The organism is Alcaligenes faecalis (assembly GCF_005311025.1).
GTDB classification, from domain to species: Bacteria; Pseudomonadota; Gammaproteobacteria; order Burkholderiales; family Burkholderiaceae_B; genus Alcaligenes; species Alcaligenes phenolicus.
Genome location: NZ_CP031747.1, coordinates 2,460,368 through 2,478,355, shown reverse-complemented (window position 1 = coordinate 2,478,355; position 17,988 = coordinate 2,460,368). Strand labels below are relative to the sequence as shown.

At 55.3% G+C, this 17,988-nt stretch carries 17 protein-coding genes; 4 read left to right on the top strand and 13 right to left on the bottom strand.

Features of this window, described 5'->3' with window-relative positions:
* Window positions 1–416 precede the first annotated feature (416 nt).
* From D0C27_RS11445 to D0C27_RS11435, 3 genes are read left to right on the top strand one after another with little or no spacing between them, the layout of a single operon-like run.
* The gene (locus tag D0C27_RS11445; RefSeq protein ID WP_035267711.1) at window positions 417–1,754 is read left to right on the top strand and encodes a uracil-xanthine permease family protein; all 1,338 of its coding nucleotides are present in this window, start codon (window positions 417–419) and stop codon (window positions 1,752–1,754) included.
* A gap of 11 nt (window positions 1,755–1,765) precedes the next feature.
* Window positions 1,766–3,184, top strand: a complete 1,419-nt coding sequence (locus tag D0C27_RS11440) for an amidohydrolase family protein (protein WP_137431029.1) — start codon at window positions 1,766–1,768, stop codon at window positions 3,182–3,184.
* Window positions 3,181–3,885, top strand: a complete 705-nt coding sequence (locus D0C27_RS11435) for a sulfite exporter TauE/SafE family protein (protein WP_035267713.1) — start codon at window positions 3,181–3,183, stop codon at window positions 3,883–3,885. Before D0C27_RS11440 ends, D0C27_RS11435 begins: the two co-directional genes overlap by 4 nt.
* Here the strand turns inward: D0C27_RS11435 and D0C27_RS11430 are convergent.
* The 7 genes from D0C27_RS11430 to D0C27_RS11400 all read right to left on the bottom strand — a co-directional run bounded on the left by D0C27_RS11430 (window position 3,882) and on the right by D0C27_RS11400 (window position 11,603).
* Window positions 3,882–4,919 carry a LacI family DNA-binding transcriptional regulator gene (locus tag D0C27_RS11430; RefSeq protein ID WP_031232111.1) on the bottom strand — a complete coding sequence of 346 codons (1,038 nt, stop codon included), beginning with the start codon at window positions 4,917–4,919 and terminating at the stop codon, window positions 3,882–3,884. The two genes, D0C27_RS11435 and D0C27_RS11430, sit on opposite strands and share 4 nt — an antisense overlap.
* A gap of 840 nt (window positions 4,920–5,759) precedes the next feature.
* Complete coding sequence (locus D0C27_RS11425) at window positions 5,760–6,380, bottom strand: LysE family translocator (protein WP_031232112.1); 621 nt, start codon at window positions 6,378–6,380, stop codon at window positions 5,760–5,762.
* A gap of 114 nt (window positions 6,381–6,494) precedes the next feature.
* Window positions 6,495–7,829 carry an MFS transporter gene (locus tag D0C27_RS11420; protein WP_137431028.1) on the bottom strand — a complete coding sequence of 445 codons (1,335 nt, stop codon included), beginning with the start codon at window positions 7,827–7,829 and terminating at the stop codon, window positions 6,495–6,497.
* Window positions 7,830–7,900: 71 nt separating this feature from the next.
* Window positions 7,901–8,671, bottom strand: a complete 771-nt coding sequence (locus D0C27_RS11415) for a 1,6-dihydroxycyclohexa-2,4-diene-1-carboxylate dehydrogenase (RefSeq protein WP_035267721.1) — start codon at window positions 8,669–8,671, stop codon at window positions 7,901–7,903.
* A 64-nt stretch (window positions 8,672–8,735) separates the two neighbouring features.
* Window positions 8,736–9,743: a benzoate 1,2-dioxygenase electron transfer component BenC gene (gene benC, locus D0C27_RS11410; RefSeq protein WP_137431027.1), complete on the bottom strand. Its 1,008-nt coding sequence runs from the start codon at window positions 9,741–9,743 to the stop codon at window positions 8,736–8,738.
* Between the two features lie 15 nt (window positions 9,744–9,758).
* Window positions 9,759–10,247 (bottom strand): benzoate 1,2-dioxygenase small subunit, encoded by a 489-nt coding sequence (gene benB, locus D0C27_RS11405; protein ID WP_009454444.1) that lies wholly within the window; start codon window positions 10,245–10,247, stop codon window positions 9,759–9,761.
* 3 nt (window positions 10,248–10,250) lie between these two features.
* Window positions 10,251–11,603 carry a Rieske 2Fe-2S domain-containing protein gene (locus tag D0C27_RS11400; RefSeq protein ID WP_115633580.1) on the bottom strand — a complete coding sequence of 451 codons (1,353 nt, stop codon included), beginning with the start codon at window positions 11,601–11,603 and terminating at the stop codon, window positions 10,251–10,253.
* A gap of 453 nt (window positions 11,604–12,056) precedes the next feature.
* Here D0C27_RS11400 and D0C27_RS11395 point away from each other — a divergent pair, with 453 nt between their 5' ends.
* Window positions 12,057–12,995, top strand: coding sequence for a LysR family transcriptional regulator (locus D0C27_RS11395; protein WP_026482703.1), 939 nt, complete (start codon window positions 12,057–12,059; stop codon window positions 12,993–12,995).
* Window positions 12,996–13,225: 230 nt separating this feature from the next.
* Here the strand turns inward: D0C27_RS11395 and D0C27_RS11390 are convergent, their stop codons facing one another.
* The 6 genes from D0C27_RS11390 to D0C27_RS11365 form a co-directional block, all read right to left on the bottom strand.
* Window positions 13,226–14,287 carry an NADH:ubiquinone reductase (Na(+)-transporting) subunit F gene (locus tag D0C27_RS11390; RefSeq protein WP_035267734.1) on the bottom strand — a complete coding sequence of 354 codons (1,062 nt, stop codon included), beginning with the start codon at window positions 14,285–14,287 and terminating at the stop codon, window positions 13,226–13,228.
* Window positions 14,288–14,302: 15 nt separating this feature from the next.
* A complete protein-coding gene (locus D0C27_RS11385) occupies window positions 14,303–14,665 on the bottom strand; it encodes a phenol hydroxylase subunit P4 (protein WP_035267737.1) in 363 nt (120 codons plus the stop codon).
* A 65-nt stretch (window positions 14,666–14,730) separates the two neighbouring features.
* Window positions 14,731–16,236, bottom strand: a complete 1,506-nt coding sequence (locus D0C27_RS11380; RefSeq protein WP_021446663.1) for an aromatic/alkene/methane monooxygenase hydroxylase/oxygenase subunit alpha — start codon at window positions 16,234–16,236, stop codon at window positions 14,731–14,733.
* 18 nt (window positions 16,237–16,254) lie between these two features.
* Window positions 16,255–16,527 carry an MmoB/DmpM family protein gene (locus D0C27_RS11375; RefSeq protein ID WP_003800437.1) on the bottom strand — a complete coding sequence of 91 codons (273 nt, stop codon included), beginning with the start codon at window positions 16,525–16,527 and terminating at the stop codon, window positions 16,255–16,257.
* Complete coding sequence (locus D0C27_RS11370; RefSeq protein WP_060185807.1) at window positions 16,527–17,534, bottom strand: aromatic/alkene monooxygenase hydroxylase subunit beta; 1,008 nt, start codon at window positions 17,532–17,534, stop codon at window positions 16,527–16,529. The genes D0C27_RS11375 and D0C27_RS11370 overlap by 1 nt, the downstream gene beginning before the upstream one ends.
* Before the next feature lie 23 nt (window positions 17,535–17,557).
* Window positions 17,558–17,830 carry a phenol hydroxylase subunit gene (locus D0C27_RS11365; protein ID WP_009454452.1) on the bottom strand — a complete coding sequence of 91 codons (273 nt, stop codon included), beginning with the start codon at window positions 17,828–17,830 and terminating at the stop codon, window positions 17,558–17,560.
* Between the last annotated feature and the right edge of the window lie 158 nt (window positions 17,831–17,988).

The window sequence follows — 17,988 nt, the reverse complement described above, 5'->3', positions numbered from 1 at the left end:
GAAAATCCTCGTGCTATAGTTCTTTTCTCGCTGCAGCACACACAGGGTTTTCCCTGAAGCGCTACAGAGAGCAGTTAGACAAGTTCCACCGCCTTGGCCAAGAGGCCCGCACCGAAGCTTGAATGACTGGTCAGGAAACTGACAGGGTGTAAAGCCTCTGCCTCTGCCTCTGCCTCTGCCTCTGCCTCTGCCTCTGCCTCTGCCTCTGCCTCTGCCTCCAACAGGCTAGTTCAGCCTGCAGAAATAATCCTTATTTGATTTGCGCATCGACTTTTCAGCCAAGCATAAATACACTACCAAAACGTTTTGGTTGAGCATAAAATCAAAACCAAATCGTTTTACTCATAAATTCGATAAAAACCTAAAGGACTGCAGCAGGCTCTTTAGCACCTGACAATGCAGCACAGGAGACACTGATGAAAGACACCCCCACTGCGCAAGTGGATGAGCTGTATTCCCCTCAGCGCATGATTGCCTTCGGGCTGCAACACGTACTGGTCATGGCCGCCTCCCCTATCGCCGCCGTGTTCTTGATGAGCAAGGCCCTGGGCTTTGATGCTGCCCTGACCACTCAGCTATTGAGCGCCACCTTTCTGGTCTGTGGCATAGGCACCTTGATCCAATCCTTCGGCCCAGCCGGTATAGGCGCCAAACTACCTTTTGTGATGCTGCCCGGTGGTGCGCCCATCATCCTGTTCATTCTGATCGCGCAACAAACCGATCTGCCCACCGCCTCCGGGGCGGTGATTCTGTCCGCCCTGCTGTACTTTCTGATCGTCCCCATCTTCAAACGCTTTTTGCGTTACTTCCCTTCGCTGGTCATCGGCATCATGCTCTTGCTGGTTGCCATCAACCTGGCGCAGATATCCGGCAAATTAATTGCCGGCACACCCGGCTCGGCCAATTTCGGTAATACCGACAATTTGCTGCTGGCCCTGATCACCATTGCGTCTACGGTGCTGTTTGCCCGTTTGCTCAAGGGCATGTGCCGCCAGTTGGCTATCTTGCTGGGCTTGATTGTGGGTGCCTTGTCCGCTGCCTTGATGGGCGACATCAGCTTGAGCGGCGTGGGCAGTGGCCCACTGCTGGCCCTGCCATCGCCCTTCCCCTTTGGCCCGCCCAACTTTGATCTGATTGCCGCTTTGCCGCTGCTGCTGTTCACCTTGATTTCCATGGTGGAAGCCACTGGCCAGACCATTGCCTTGAATGAGGTCCTGGGCAAGGAAAACGAGGCCGAACAACAGGCACAAGTGCCCAATACGATCCGTGGCGACGGGCTGGCTTCTTTGCTGGGCGGTATTTTCGGGACCTCGCTGATCATTACCAGTGGTGAAAACATCGGCATCATTCGCGCGACCCAAGTGCGCTCCCGCTATGTCACGGCCGTCGGTGGACTGTTCCTGATTCTGTTTGGCGTGTTCTCGCCGCTCTCCGCGCTGATCAGCGTCATTCCTGCCTCTGTCATTGGCGCAACTGGGCTGGTGGTCTTTGCCATCGTCGGCACCATGGGCATAGACATGTTGCGCAAGGTAGACCTGCGCGGCCATGCCGCCATGTATGTGGTTGCCACGGCTCTGGCGGTCGGTTTGCTGCCCATCGTCGTTCCCGGCATTTACGACCAACTTCCCTCCCAAGTGCGATTGCTCTTGTCCAACGGCGTTGCTATGGGTGCGCTGACGGCGGCTGTTTTGAACTACCTGTTCATTCACCTCGGCCAGCGCTCGCCCAAACCCGCTCCCCTTCAACATTCTTGATGAGCTGTGCCATGAATCACGCATCTTTATTTCAATCCCACGACCTGGCTCAGGCCCGCATTCTGGAACCCGAACACCTCTTGCTGCCGCAAGGACCTGTCAGCGGACACGCTGTACTGATTGAAGAAGGTCGCTTCAGCGATATTGGCACGGTAGAAGAGATTGCCACCCGTCACCCTGGGCTGCCACGTCTGAGCTTGCCCGGTCATTTGTTGATGCCCGGTTTTGTGGATGCACACCATCACGTCACCCAGTCATATGGGAAGTCGCTGGTGTATGGCGAGCCCTCGGAGATTTTCCGCCGGGTCTGGGTGCCACTGGAAAGCACCTTGAACGCTCGCCATCTGTATGCCTCCAGCAAGCTGTCGGCACTGGAAGCCTTGCGGGGCGGGTTCACGACGGTTTGCGACGCTGGCACGCGATCGTCCGAGGATCTGGACGCGATTGTGCAAGCCACCACAGACGTAGGTATACGCTGCGTTCTGGGCCTGATCTGCAACGACAAGCACGGCGCGGTACTATTGGACGCCGAGCCTATTGTGGCTCGCGCCCAGGCCCACCTTCAGCAATGGGAACACCATGCCTTGATCAGCCCTTCACTGGCTATCTCTATTCCCGAAGCCGCCAGTGATGCGATGTTGCATCGTATCTATTCCATGAGCGAAGAAGCGGGCCGTGTGTTCCAGACCCATGCCAACGAGCATTTGGTCGCGGTGGAGCGTTCCTTGAATGCCCATGGTCGTCGCCCGATCGAGCATCTTGCCCATATTGGTGCCCTGGGTTCGGCTTCCTTGCTGGCTCATGCCACCTTGGTTACCCCCAGCGAAATCCGGCTGCTGGCTGATTTGAACGCTGCCGTTTCCTACAACCCGGTTGCCAGCGCCTGGAAAGGCAATGCCGTCGCTCCTGCCGAAGCCATGCGCGTTCAAGGCATACGTTTGGGCATGGGGACGGACGGCACTCGCAGCGATGCCTTTCGTATGATGGATTATGGCGAGGCGGCGCAACGCTTTGCCTTCGGCATGATGGTGGGCGACTCCTCTTGCGGTGCGGGTTGGACCTGGCTGGATATGGCGACCCGAGGGGGGGCCGAAGTCATAGGCCTGGGAGCTCAAACCGGGCAAATTCGGGTGGGCGCCCAAGCCGACTTCCTCGTGGTCGATCTGCAAGTGCCCGAGATGACGCCCTCCTGGGATCTACCCTGGGAACTGGTTCGGATTGCTGCTCGCGATCAGATTCGGGCTGTCGTTGTCCAAGGCAAGCTGCGTCTGTGGGAAGGCCAGCCTGTGGATTGGGATCCCCTGCCCTTGTTGGAAGAAGTGCGTGAGCTGGCTCGCCATGCGGTCGCGCAATCGGATATCCGCAAGCTGCACGCCCCATCCACCGAACACCTGGCGCGTCACGCCGAGCAGGAAAAGGCCTTGGCATGACAGTGGGTTTGCTGATTGCTTTTGCCGCCGTGCTGGCGGGTGCCTTTATTCAGGGTGCCAGCGGGATGGGTTTTGCCCTGATCGTAGTCCCGGTACTGGCTTTGGTTCATCCCGAGGCCATACCGGGAGCGCTCCTGTTTCTGATGCTGCCGCTGAACGCCTATGTTGCCTGGCGTGAACGTGGGGCGATCGACCGCAGCGGAGCGGGCTGGATCACCGTCGGACGTTTTGCAGGGACTTTTGCCGGTTTGGGGATTTTGCTGGTGCTGTCGACTTACTGGTTAAACCAGTTTGTCGGTATCAGTACCTTGCTGGCTGTACTGGCGTCGGTACTGGCTCCCAGCTTCACGCCCGGCAAGAAGGCCTTTATTGCCACAGGTCTGGTCACCGGGATCACTGAAACCGCCACCGGCATTGGTGGCCCGCCTTTGGCTCTGGTGTACCAGCACGCCCCTGTCGCCACCTTGCGCTCGACAGTTGCCTTGTGCTTTCTGGTGGGGGAAGTGATTTCGCTGGCCGTGCTGGGTATCTCCGGCGCGCTACAGTGGTCCCACCTGAGCTACGCCGTGTTGTGCCTGCCCGCATTGCTGCTGGGGATGGGCTTGAGCAGCCTGGTACATCACAAGCTGGATCAACGCCGTTTGCGCATTGGCGTTCTGGTGTTTGCGACCGTCTCCGGTCTGGCCGTCATGCTGACTTAATCGTCCAGCTGTGTAGAGGCACGGGCCCGAAGCTCCGGCTTTGGGCCCAAAGCCGACAGGCGGCTCTTATCACCCGACAGATGCTCGAACAGCAGTTCTACCGCCAGGGTGGCCACTTGTTCCAGATGAAGATCCACAGCTGTCAACGCCGGTTCTGCGGTACGGGCACGCAAGCCATCGTAACGGGTGGCGATCATTACATCCTGCGGGACACGCAAACCGGCCTGCTGCACAGCCGCCAAGGCGCCCACTGCAAAGGCATCCACAGGCACACATAAGGCATCCGTATCGGGATACTGTGTTAAAAGCCGGGCGCAGGCATCAAATCCGCCGGCTTCACCCAAGCTTTCCTCTACCTGCATATAGCGCACTGGCATGGCGTGCGCTGCAGCGAAATTCTCGTAGGCTTTTTTATGGCTGGCGTAAGAGTCACGTGCGGCACTGCTTTGCACCAGGGCGATACGTCGCCGTCCTTGCTCCCACAAGTGATTCAATAACAAATGCGCGGTTGCGGTCGATTGCAGATCAATAAAGGGAATGCTGTCTACGCTACCGCCTTGACGCCCAATCGACACCAAGGCCACGCCACGCTCTTGCAACAAGCGCACATTGGGATCATCCGTCATGGGCTCCAACAAAATCGCCCCATCAATATCCAGACCTTCCAGAAAGGCCTGGGCATTTTCCAAAGGCGGTACGAACACCAGAGCCAGGCCGCGCCGCATGGCCGCCTCGGCCGCAATGCCCGCCACTTCCATCATGAAGCCCAGACGCGAAACGCCACCCGACACGGCAAAAGGCATGGACGATACCAGGGCAATGCTGTTGGCCGCCCCCGAACGCAAGCGCTGCGCTCGTACATTGGGCCTATAGCCCATATCAGCCGCGATCTGTTTGACCTTGGCACGCGTTAACGGGTCCACCACCCCTCTGTCATTCAAAGCGTGTGAAACCGTAGTCAAAGACACCCCTGCCGCCTTGGCGACATCGCGGATGGTGATACGACGAGGGGGGGTAGCAGAGGAACGTGGCAAGGCTGGATCAATCAGAAAAGGGAGAGAGAGGAAAATAGCATAGCGCTGGGAGCTTGTTTACGTAGAGCAAAGCAGTGAATCAGCCAAATTTAAAAACAAAGAATCTTAGCTAGAGTGTTTGGCCAAGCTCGTTCAGGAGCCATATTACAAGTTAATACCTACTCAAGGGGACACTAACATTTCGACGCCCCCTCCAGCAGACCGTTAATTATCAGTGGAGTCTCGCCATAGGCACTGCCATTGCAAACAACAGTGGCTCCTTCGGGATCGCCAGGATAAGTGACGGTGATACAGGAACAAGCAGCAGGAAGCAGGGAAAAACACAAAGCAAACAAGGCCTTGATGTCATTCATTCTTTTTCCGCTCCGTATTTTTCCAAGCTACTCCATGCATTAAAATGCAATAAAACCCAATTTAAGGTAGCCCAGTGAAACTTTCCAATCCTGAGCAATTCAGAATTTGAATCTTATCAATAAACGGCCAGCTCAATCTCAAGACATATCGATCTAAAAATCAGAACAATAAGGCGCCAATGAAAAAGCCGCCCATAGGGCGGCCTGGCTAGTTAACGGTCTCCGTTTTTTTTGAGGTTTTATATTGAATCGTGTTTGCTCGGAAAATCACTGGGCCAGTTCATGGGCGTGTCATTCATATCCAAACCTCCTGCTGTTTATTTAATCGAGAAAGCCTAGAACGAATTTTTATCCTAACAAAAAATTTACAAACTTCAAGCACTAAATAGCATATTCTGTGTTTACCCTGTACAAATAGAAACATCAAAAAGGCTCTCGCAAGGAGAGCCTTTTATTTTCCGACTTGTGCCCCAGATCGGGGCTTACATCAGGAGCGTCGAGCCATGGCCAGGATCACGCCAAAACCTATCATCATGCTGCCGCTAATGCGGTTCACCCAACGCAGACCACGCGCATTTTGCATCACGCCGGACAAACGAGTGCCTACATAGGCATACGCCGCAATCGCGATCACTTCAAGCAGCAGGAAAATCACACCCTGTGTCATGAAGCTAACCCAATAGTTGTTCATATCTACAAACTGCGGGAAGAAGGCGGTGAAGATCAGAATGGCTTTAGGATTGCCGATAGCCACAAAGAACTCCTGGCGCACCAGGCCCCAGATATCTTTTTTGCTCACCTCGGTTTGCTCTGCTGATGTTTTGCTACTGGCACGCAGCACCTTGATACCCAGCCAGATCAGATACGCCGCTCCCGCAAGCTTGACCACGGTAAAGGCCGTCTCCGAAACCATCAACAAGGTTCCCATTCCCAAGGCCGCCACCACAATCATGATGGCAAAGGCGACCAGACGCCCCATGGCCGCTACCATGGCAGTCGACACCCCTTGCTTGGCCCCTACCGTCATGGACAGCAGATTATTAGGTCCGAAGGCCATATTCAGGGCAAAACAGGCGGGCAGAAACAGCAAAAGACTACTAGCGGTCATGATTCCGGCAGGCTCCATAGATAATGCCAGCCATTCAATTTGAAAGGCTGGCATTCGTCGATTGAAAACAGTGTGTATGCACTTTACTCCAGTCAGCTTTAAAATTCAGCCCTCTCAACCGGCCACGGCATTCAGCGCCACTTTGGGCGATGAACGCAAGGACACCATAAACATCAGGAAAGCCAGCATTGCCACGACACCCGGCACGGCAAAGGCCATGAAGTTCATCTGCAAGGGCAACTTGGCCGCCATTAGCGTGCCGCCCAGGAAAGGCCCGGCAATCGCACCGATTCGCCCCACTCCTGACGCCCAGCCCAAGCCCGAGGAGCGCATGGACAAGGGATAGAACTGCGCCGTATTGGCGTACAGCAGGATCTGCGTGCCAATGGTGGTGGCACCGGCAATCACGATCAACACATACAGCACCAGAGTCGGGCTCTTGAAACCTAGCAAGGTAATGGACGCCGCCGACACCAGAAAGAACCAGGCCACCACTTTAGGCAAGCTGAAACGATCCCCCAGCCAACCACCCAGAATCGCACCAAACATGCCGCCCAGGTTCAAGGCCACCAGGAAGGACAGGCTGGAACCCAGGCTATAGCCCGCGTTGGCCATCAATTTTGGCAACCAGGAACCCAGGGCATAGACCATCAAGAGGCAGCAGAAAAACGCCACCCAAATCATCAAGGTGCCAAGCAAGCGCCCTTCCTTGACCAGATCCAGCATGGGCACACCCGCCTTTTTCCGCTCGTGCAAGGTCAAGACGGTATCCGGGGCCACACCCATTTCTGGGGCCAAGGTCTGCACAATGCGGCGTGCTTTTTCCTCTTGCCCCTGGCGCATCAGAAACGCTAGCGACTCTGGCAGTTTCCAGACAATAAACGGCAGCAGCAACAACGGAATGGCTGCACAGAAAAACATGGACTGCCAGCCAAAGCGAGGCAGCATGTAAATGCCAATCGCTGCCGACAACAAGCCACCCAATGAATAGCCGCTGAACATGATGGCGACCAAGGTGCTACGCGAGCGCTTGGGCGAATACTCGTTCATCAAAGCCACAGCGTTGGGCATCAAGCCGCCACAGCCCAAGCCGGCCAGAAAGCGGTAGACACCAAACTCGGTCGGTGAGCTCGCAAAGCCATTCAGGAAGGTCGCCAGACTGAACAAGGCAAAGCAGATCGTCACGCCCTTTTTACGGCCAATCTTGTCTGCCAGCGGCCCAAATACAAACGCGCCAAACATCATGCCAAACAAGGCGTAGCTACCCAAGGCTCCAGCTTGCACCGGCGTCAAATTCCACTCGTCCATCAGCACCGGCAAAACCACACCGTAAATAAACAAGTCATAGCCATCGAATATCAACAACAAGGCGCACAGGCTCATCACCATCCAGTGAAAGCGCCCGAAGCGCGCCTGCTCAATCACTTCATTAACGTCTAGTGTTTTCATGATTTGTCTCCCCCAAATGGAGTTTTTTTGTCTTGATGCCCTTCGCTCTACAAGCCGCCTGCATCGTTTGATCAGCCCTGGTCGCCGCCTCCTACTGGCAAGACAGTGCCGGTGATATACGACGCCTCATCCGAGGCCAAAAACAAAATGCTGGCGGCCTGTTCATCCAGGCTGCCGTAACGCTTCATCAAACTGCTGGCCACGGTCTGATCCACAATCTGCTGATACCAGATCGCTTCTTGGGGATCGTCCTGGTTCTGGGTATTGCGGGGAATACGCCGTGGCGGAGCCTCGGTCCCGCCAGGCGAGACAGCATTGACCCGAATGCCGCGCTGGGCATTCTCAAAAGCCAATGAAGCGGTCAAGGCATTGACGCCCCCTTTAGCCGCTGCATACGGCACGCGGTTAATGCTGCGAGTGGCAATCGAGGACACGTTCACAATGGCACCACTACCCTGCTCCTGCATGCTGGGTAAAACGGCATGACAGGACCACAGGGTTGGAAACAGGGAACGGCGTATCTCAGCCTCGATCTGTGCCGGTGTGTAGTGCTCGTAAGGGCGCGTCCAGATCGTGCCCCCGACGTTATTGATCAAAATATCAATACGTCCCCATTTATCCAGCGCCGCCTGGGCCGCAGCCTGAGCACCTTCAACGGTTTCCAGATCCACTTCCAGTGTCAGGACCGCCTCGCTGGCCAGTTCCCGCACCAGCTCGGATCGGTCTACGGCCAATACCCAGGCTCCTTCAGCCTGCAAGCGCTCGGCAACACGACGGCCAATGCCTTGGGCCGCGCCCGTCACAATGGCCACTTTTTGATGAAAACGCACAGGCGCAGTCATGATCTTTCCTTGTAGGAGTCATCCAGCACAGGACGCCCCGCAAAGGGGCATTGCTTGAATGCATTTACTGGCTGGTAATGAATTTTTCGTAGTAGAAATTCGCGGGAGCATGGGCTTGCGCATCAATGAACTGGCTGACGGCATCCACCATGGGTGGCGGCCCGCACAGGTACACATCCACCTGCCCGTCATGCCAATGCGCCGGATCCAAGTGCTGGGTGACGTAGCCTTTGCGCTCATGGCGGGATTCCGGGTCCACCACGCAGGTGGTGTAGCTGAATCCGGGCAAACGCTGAGTAAAGGACTCCAGCTCTGCCAGCATCACCAGATCCTGATCACGGGTGACGCCATAGACCAGATGCACAGGCTGCGTACAGCCTTGCTTGACCAGCACTTCCAGCATGGACAAGAACGGCGCCAGACCCGTGCCACCGGCCAGGAACAGCAAGGGGCGCGTTACCTGACGCAGATAAAAACTACCCAAAGGCCCGGTCATTTCTACCTGCTGGCCTAGCGGCTGCGCCGCCAGCCAGGAACTCATCAGGCCTCCCGGCACTTGCTTGATCAGGAAACTCAAACGCGGCTCGCCCGGCGCAGAGCTGAAGGAATAGGAGCGATGCGCCTGCCCGCCAGGCACCGTGATATTCACGTACTGCCCAGGCAGGAAAGGCAAGGCTTCATCAGTCGCATCAATCTTCAGTTCGTAAGCCGCATCCTCATACTGACGGCATTCCGATACCTGCCCCCGCCACTTGGCCACGGCGGTCTTGCACACACCCGATGAAATCGGCACAGCAATCACGCAGTCAGACTTGGGAATCATCTGGCAGGTCAGAACCAAACCCTTGTCCGCTTCTTCTTGCGTCAGGGCATCCTCGATGTAGTCATCGCCCTGCTCATACTGACCACTTTCAGCTTGACATTTACAGGTGCCGCACACCCCGTCCGAGCAATCCATAGGCAGATTGATCTGATGGCGATAAGCGGCATCCAGCACTTTTTCGTGTTCCCCACAATCCACGAAACGGGTGACACCGTCCTCAAAATTCAGCGCAATACGATAGCTGTTCACGACTAACCCCCGGCTTTAAATGTGATACACATCAATCACTTGACGGATGTAGTCGTTCTTGAGCACTACCTTTTTTTGCTCGATCAACCAGCCCTGCTCCTGAGGCGACAAGGTCAGGTAAATCGTGCCGAAGAACTGGTCCGTCACCCGGTAGCGATGGTTAAGCGTCAAAAAGTTGTAGCGGACGTCCACCTGCCCATCGCGCTCGGCCAGAATCTCGATATTGCTGAGCATGTGAGCGGTACGTGGCTCTGGTGTGGAGGCACCGGAGCGCTCGGTCTTGATGCGGAACACCCGATCCTCCAGACCGTTACGGTTGGGATAGAAGATCAAGGAAATCTCGCTATGCGGATCTTCGGTCAACTGATCATCATCATCCCAGCAAGGCATCCAGTACTGGGCGTTGGGGCTATAGCATTCCAGCCATTCATCCCACTGACGGTCATCCAGCAAGCGGGCTTCGCGATACAGGAAAGCGCAAATAGAGTGATACGTTGCGTTCATGGCTTAGGCCTCCCCGTTTTCTGCTTTTAACGCCTGGCTCATGGTCTTGGCCCAGTACTCGTGCTGGCAGACAAACAAGCCTTCATCTTCACTACGCCCGCCACTGATCAAGGGCTTCATGCCCATGGCTTTGGCATTCTCGTCCGGCCCGTGCACCCACAAAGGCGCACCTCGGCTCAAATCATTCCAGGGCGCCGCAATACCCGCATAGCCTTCCTGACAGGCACGGAACTCCTCCAGATCGTCTGCCGTTCCCATGCCGGACACATTGAAAAAGTCTTCGTATTGACGGATACGGATGGCACGCTGCTCAGCGCTTTCCCCTTTGGGACCAAAGCAGTAGATCGTGACTTCCGTCTTGTCCACACTGATAGGACGCGTTACCCGAATCTGGGTAGAGAACTGATCCATCAGATACACATTCGGGTACAGGCACAGATTGCGAGTCTGATTCACGATGAACTCGGCACGGTCCTCGCCCAGACGCTGCTTCAGCTCCTCGCGATGCTCGTAGACCGGACGCACGGTTGGATTCATGGTTTTGGTCCACAGCAAGATATGACCGTAATCAAAGCCATACACGCCACCCAGGCTCTTGCTCCAGCCGTTCGCATCCACCGCTTGCGTGCCGCCCTCTTTTCGGCGACCCATGGTGGCGGAGTAATTCCAGTGCACGCTGCTGACGTGGTAGCCATCCGCGCCGTTTTCCATCTGCAGTTTCCAGTTGCCATCGTAGATATAGGAAGAATTGCCACGCAGCACTTCCAGACCTTCAGGGGCTTGATCTACGATCTGATCGATGATGACTTTGGTTTCACCCAGATACTCGTCCAGAGACACCACATCCGGGTTCAGGCTGCCAAACAGGAAGCCGCGATAGTTCTCAAAGCGCGCGACACGCTTCAAGTCGTGCGAGCCTTCGGTATTGAACTGCTCGGGATACTGGGTGTTTTTCTCGTCCTTGACCTTGAGCAGCTTGCCCGCGTTATTGAAGGTCCAGCCATGGAAAGGACAGGTAAAGCTGCCTTTATTGCCATGCTTGCGGCGGCACAACATGGCGCCGCGGTGAGCACAGGCATTGATAAAGGCATTCAAGCCACCGTCTTTACCACGCGTCAAAAACACGGGTTGACGACCAATATAGGTAGTGAAGTAATCATTCACATTGGGCAGCTGGCTTTCATGCGCCAGGTAGACCCAATTGCCTTCAAAAATATGCTTCATCTCCAGCTCGAACAGATCCGGATTCGTGAAGATGTCACGACGGCAGCGATACACGCCTGTTTCTTGGTTTTCTTCCAGGGCGGTATCAAGCAAGTGCCTGATATCTTTGGTTTTATCCATAAGGACTGACATAATGTGGCCTTTATGAGAGTTGCAGCCGTCCCTGCCCATGCCCATGAAGGCATAGCAAGTACGCGTGATAGAAAAGAAAAATCGCTCCGGATTGAGACCGGACTGACTCGTGGCAGCGTATTGCTGGCTTAGCCTTGAGCCTGATTCAAACCCGATAGGGACACCGTCGGGCCGATATTGCCCAGCCCACTTTCACAAGGAAATTCGGGGCTGTTCTGCATGACGTTCATTACAGTCTTTGCTCCAGCAGGCTTCCAATACAATATCGGTCCCGCTCCATAGCAAAATGCTATAGTTTATTTTTTTTCCAATAAAATCAGCAGCTTGTGGAGCATGAAAAACAAAACCTATCGTTAACCCTAGAGCTTGTCAGGTATATGCTTGAAGCTTGGATGGTCGAGATAGGTGATATATTGGTCCGGATTTTCTGGACCTGGACCACGGGCAAAGCATATGGACTTGAAACAAATCCGCTACTTTGTTGCGGTCGCCAAAGCGCGCAATTTCACTCGCGCTGCCGAGCAGTTGCACATTGCCCAACCTGCACTCAGCAGACAGATTCAGTTGCTGGAACAAGAGCTCAATGTTTTGCTGCTGTCACGGGAGAGCCGCCCCCTGCAGCTAACCGAAGCGGGCCGCATTTTTTACGAACAATCCCTGCAATTGCTCAATCGTGTGGAGGTCATGAAAGCGGCGACCACCGAAGTCGGCCTGAACCAGCGCCCGCAATTGTCGATTGGCTTTGTAGCTTCCACCTTGTACGGCGGTCTGCCTATCCTGATTCAGAAATTCCGCCACGCCTACCCGGATATCCGCTTTCACTTTCTGGAACTCACCAGCAGCCAGCAGATCGCCGCCTTGCGCGCCGGACGCATTGATATTGCCTTTGGACGTGTGCGTATTCATGACAGCGCGGTGTGCCGTACTGTCTTGCGTGAAGAGCGCCTGGTGCTGGCAATTCCGCCGAAAATTGACTTGGCCAAGGATCGGGGGCCGGTGTCCTTGCAGGTCATCGCCGATCACGCCTTTATTGTGTATCCCAAGTCCCCACGCCCCAGCTTTGCCGATCATGTGCTGAATATCCTGCATGACAACGCCATCTTTCCCACCGAAGTGCATGAAGTACTGGAGTTGCAGACGGCCATGGGACTGGTCGCGGGCGGCGTGGGCTTGTGCCTGATTCCTTCAGCCGCACAGATACGCAGTGATCTGGTCTACCGGCTGATTGACGACGAGAAAGTGACTTCGCCCATTATTTTCAGCCACAGGAAAAACGACAATTCCTGGTACATCGCCCAGATGCATGCCTTTATTGAGGAAATGTATGCGGAGAAACCGCCCTGGCTGATTCCGGGACACAGCGCCTTGAGTAACGGGCCGCCACCCTGTTGATGGCTGCAAGCCTATGAGCAACTGGCCTGCTCAGGCTTGCAGCGAAACCTTCTGCCTCACCTGCTTGCGCTGATACGGTCAGACGGCAAAGCCGCCACCGTCTAATACAACAAGGCCCTGCAAAGCGTCGTTAACACTTCTTGCAAGGCCAGAAAGGCACGGCGTTCGCGACCACCAGGAGCAGACCTTTTCGCTGGAAAAAGGTCCGGTCGGCAGTCAGCCAAGACCGCTTAGATGCGCTTGAACAACGCCGAACGCACCTTGCCAGTAGCACCATCTGCGGCTGTCAGGAACTGTTCCATGTGAATATCGCGCTCGAAGAGGCGACTTTGCATCAAAGTGGAAATGGCCGCTTCAATCATAGGGGGCGGGCCACACAAGTAGGCCTTGTTACCCGAGCAACGCTGCTCAAAGAACTGCCCCACGGCTTCATGCACAAAGCCCACAAAGCCTTCCCAGGCATCATCCGGCAAAGGCGCATTCAAGGCCGGAATGTAGTGGAAATTGTCGTGCTTTTCAGCTAGTTGATAGAAATGATCCGCATGATACAGCTCGGCTTTATTGCGCGCACCCTGGAACAGATAAATAGGACGGGTATCGCCCTCTTCCAGCAAGTCCATAATCATGGATTCGGGGCTGGACAGGCCCGAGCCACCCGCGATAAAAATGGCGCCTTGCGGGTCGGACTTGCGCACAAAGAACTGACCATAAGGGCCAGACACATCCAGAGACTGCCCCACTTGCAGTTCATCATGAAGCCAGGTCGTGCCGGCGCCCCCTTCTACCTTACGTACATGCAAATCAATAATGCCGCTCATGGACGGCGGATTCGCGATGGAGAAAGCACGGGTGCTGTCGATGGACGGCACATGCAGGTTGATGTACTGCCCGGCCTGAAACGCCATCGGACGATCCAGCTCCAGACGGATGTGCTTGATCGTGGGCGACAAGTCTTCAATCAGGACGACCTTGCCCTGATAATCCTCGACAGGCAGGCCCTGGAAATCCGGGTCCACATCCACGTCGGCCTCGATGACCATATCGGATTCGGGCAGACAGCAGCAAGCCAGCAGCTTGCCTTCGTCCCGCTCCGAATCCATCAAGGCAAAGCTGGACGCATCGCCTGCGTCTGCATAGCCTTCCAGCACCTGCACCTTGCAGGTGCCACACGTGCCATGTCCACAGGCAAAAGGCAACCAAACCCCTTGTCGCAACGCAGCGTCCAACAAGGTTTGTCCATCTTCCACCTCTACCACATCACCTGTGGGTTCTACGGTTACCTGATACGTCATTGCTGCCTCCGCCTCTTATACGCCCGTACCCTTGTAGCCATTCAGGCCAGGGGTCTTGAAACGCAACAAGGATTTGTGATCAAAGCCCTTGGACCCCAGGGTGTCGTCAGGATTCAGTTCAACCGCCTCGCCATTCAAATTCCATTGCACCTTGCTCCATTCGATCTGCTCAAAGTCAGGATGCTGGGCAAAGCCGGCAGGCAACAGTTGCTGGATCATCTGGGACACGGTCATGTCGGGCTGAACCAGAAAGGCCTTGGCCGAGCAGAACAAAAGGTGCTCGTCCCAGCCGATATACAGCAACATGCTGTCGCCATAGTGCGACTGCTGGTCGCGCGCATAGCCTTGGTAGTCCGGGGTAATTGCAGTAACTGCCATATTGATCTCCAATTTTTATAGGTAGTGGCAGTGCCCACCAAGGCACTGCCCTTTTTCTCGCGTGACTAGGCCGTCACTCCTTTCCATTCGTTCCAGCGCGCTTCGTCCACCGAACCCTTGAAGTCCATATTGTCGACACCTACGTTCAACTGGTAGTAGTCGCTCAGGATTTTCTCCAGCTCGGGACCACCGCAGCCACCTTGCAGGATCTGGTTCACTGGCAGCCAGGCCTGGATGTACTTTTCAGGCTCGTGCTCGAAAATGTCGCGGCAGCCGTCCGAGCAGGTGTGATAGCGCTCGCCCTTGTACTGGCTTTGACGGTAGGTAATTTCGTCGGGTTTTTCCATGTCGGTAAAGGTCATGGGCACCTGACATACCTGACACAGCTGCGGCAGACCGCTGGAGTAAAAGCGCTTGCCTTCGGCTTCCATCTTCTTGGCCATTTCCCAGCGTGGGCGGTAGTACTTGTCGAAAGTATCGGGGTACTTGGCGCTCAACCAATCCAATTCCTCGTCGCTAGGGATCCAGGTGTGGAAACCGGCAGCGTGACCGAAGTTGTAGAAGATCCACCAGGCCTGGTGCGAGATGTGCTCTTTCTCTTTTTCGATCACTTCGCTGTACTTGGGCATGCGGATGCCGTAGCGGGCCAGATCCTTGAACAGTGCACCACCAGCCTGTTCGAAATAAACCTCCCAGGCTTCTTTCCAGGACATGACCTTGTTAGGCAGCATGTAATCCATCATCATGCCGACCACGGACAGCAGGCGGGTGCCGCGCCAGAACCATTTGTCGATCCACTGCTGAACGATAGGCACGTTGTCTTCGTGCTGCTCCAGCAGGAACTTGATCACTTCCAGGCCCAGCGTCATGTGACGTGCTTCGTCAGACTGCGAGCTGAAACCGAAAGTCACCGTAGCCATGTCGCCGTTGTAGGCCGCACCCGACATGAAGGGCACGAACAGCAGGTTGGTCAGCACGTACTCGAAGGAGAAGCTGATCGCCAGCAGGAACTCGAAGGGGCCGGCAGCGCGGGCATCTTCAAAGAAAGACTTGGGCACGGACAGGTACCAGACCCGGTCGTGCATATGGCTCCAGTCCTGGAAGCCATTGAAAAACTTGTTGTAGTGGCTCATGGCGTGAACCTGCGTCTGGACGTGACGCAGCTCGTCAATCGACTGCATCTGACACGCAATACGTGCGCCGATGCCGCTGAATTGACGGCCCACATGGGAGTAGCCCTGGTAAGCCTGGTATTCCAGCGGGGTCACCGCGGTCAGAAACACCTTGATCGCGTTCAAGTAACGCGGGTCGGAAATATTCATCTGGCCATTGTTCTGCGCGAAGGCATCAAAAATGGCGTACAGCTTCTTTTCTTTTTCGGCCTGGTATTTCCAGTACGCGTCCATTGTCAGACGGAACGGATCTTCCCATTTGGACCAATCGGTAATCTTGATGCCCTCAAACTCCTCGTAGGGGAAGGCGTCCTTGCGATCCTGGTAGCTGAATTCCCAGTCCAGATCACGAGTCAGATAGCGATATTTGTCTTTGATATTTAGTTTTTTCGTGGCCATGTTGCCCCCTTTTCTGATTTAGCTGTTCCAGTGCAAAAACAAGCGGTCTTCATCTTCATCCACGTTGCCACCCAAGGTGATCAGATTCAGATGCAGCTCCTGCATGTCCCACTGCTGCCCATACTTTTCTTCCACGGTCTCGCGCTTGACGGTCAGCTGGCCCACGCACTCAATGCGAATCATGGCTGGCTGATAAATCACCGTGGCGTCCGGGTTGTCTTCTTCGATGGCCTCGACGATGTAGCGCGACATGTCGTTGTCTTGCAGACCGATATAAACCTTGGATGTCATCAGGCTTCTCCACCCAGGCCCAAGCCTGCTTTAGTGACGCGTTTGGCAATGGTTTCCTGCGCTTGCTCCCAGACCTGATCCGCCTGGTCGGCAAAGGCAGCCTGGATGTACGGCATGAAGGCGGCTTGCACTTGTGGCAGCCACTGATTCAGCCAGCTTTGCAGTTGCTGCTTGTTTTCCTCACTTTCAGCCGCCGCGATCTTGAAGACGCTATCGCTCCAGTTGGACAGGTCTTTATGGCACTCCAGCATGAACTCCAGCAGCATATCCAGATCGCGGCCGCCTTCCTTGGCCAGATCCGCGACCAGACCCTGATACACCACTTGATGCACCACGGTATTGATCAACAAGGACTGCACCAACAGCAGTTCAAACCAGTCTTTCTGGACCAGCGTTTTTTCGCACAAGGCGCGCAGACCTTGCCAGGCCGCATCCTGCATCCAGGCCTCTTTGGCTTGGCTCAGGGAATCGGCGCTATTGCCATCAATCAGCAGCCCAATACGGGAGACGTATTGCGCCATACCCAGCGAGTCCATCCCGGCATAGAGACAGGCTTGGGTAATGGTGGTGCCATACCCGTAAGCCGAGCCGGACATGAAATTCAGGTTGGCGGTTTGCTCGATGTGACGCAAAGGCAGCAGCAAGCGGGTGACCTTGGCTTTGACGTCCTCGCTCAGATACTGAGCCAGTTCCCGCTTTTCAAAAAAGCCGTAATTGGTTTCAGCCGATTCCTGCATGCGGGCACGGTTTTGCACGTAAGCACCGTAGTAGAACTGACGAGGGTCACGGAACACATACCAGTCCTTCATTTGAATGGCGGTGTGTGTGGGGTCGTTCAGGGTCTTGTCCGGCATCCACAGGGGTCGGTAATGGAAGTTGGCCGTCGCCTGGGCGTCGTATGTGGCTTCCTGGTAGCGCGTGGCCGGTTTTTCGCCAAAGCGGCGGGCCACGTTGGCAAAGGTTTGCCGCACGGGCTGCAAACTGGCCGTTTTAATTTCTAATGTCATCCTCTTGTTCTCCTGAATAAAACCTACTGGGCTTCAGCCTGACGACTGTTGCCGACCAAAGTGTCATAACCAAAACGCCATTTCTCTTCGTTCTCGTCATTGACCCGCATTTGCTCATCGCTCATGGGCTGGACATTGTTTTGCAGACAAAACTGCTCAAACGCCGCCGGGGGCATGACCAGTTCCACAAACAGGTCCGGCTGGCCGATGGCAAAATCAAATTCCACAAAACGGGCGTTGGCCGGACTGCGTACGCGTACGTACTTTGTCAAAGTGGGCAAGCTCGTGTCTGACATCTGTTCTCCTCCTGATCAAGCTGTTGCATGAGTGTCCACAGCCTGTTCATAGCAAACCGCGTGCCAACTTTAAATTTGAAGGATTTAACCCTTTAGGATTAAAGAGATAGGTGAAACCCGGCTTAGAAGGAATGCGGCCTGCGAAGGGGTGACGGCAG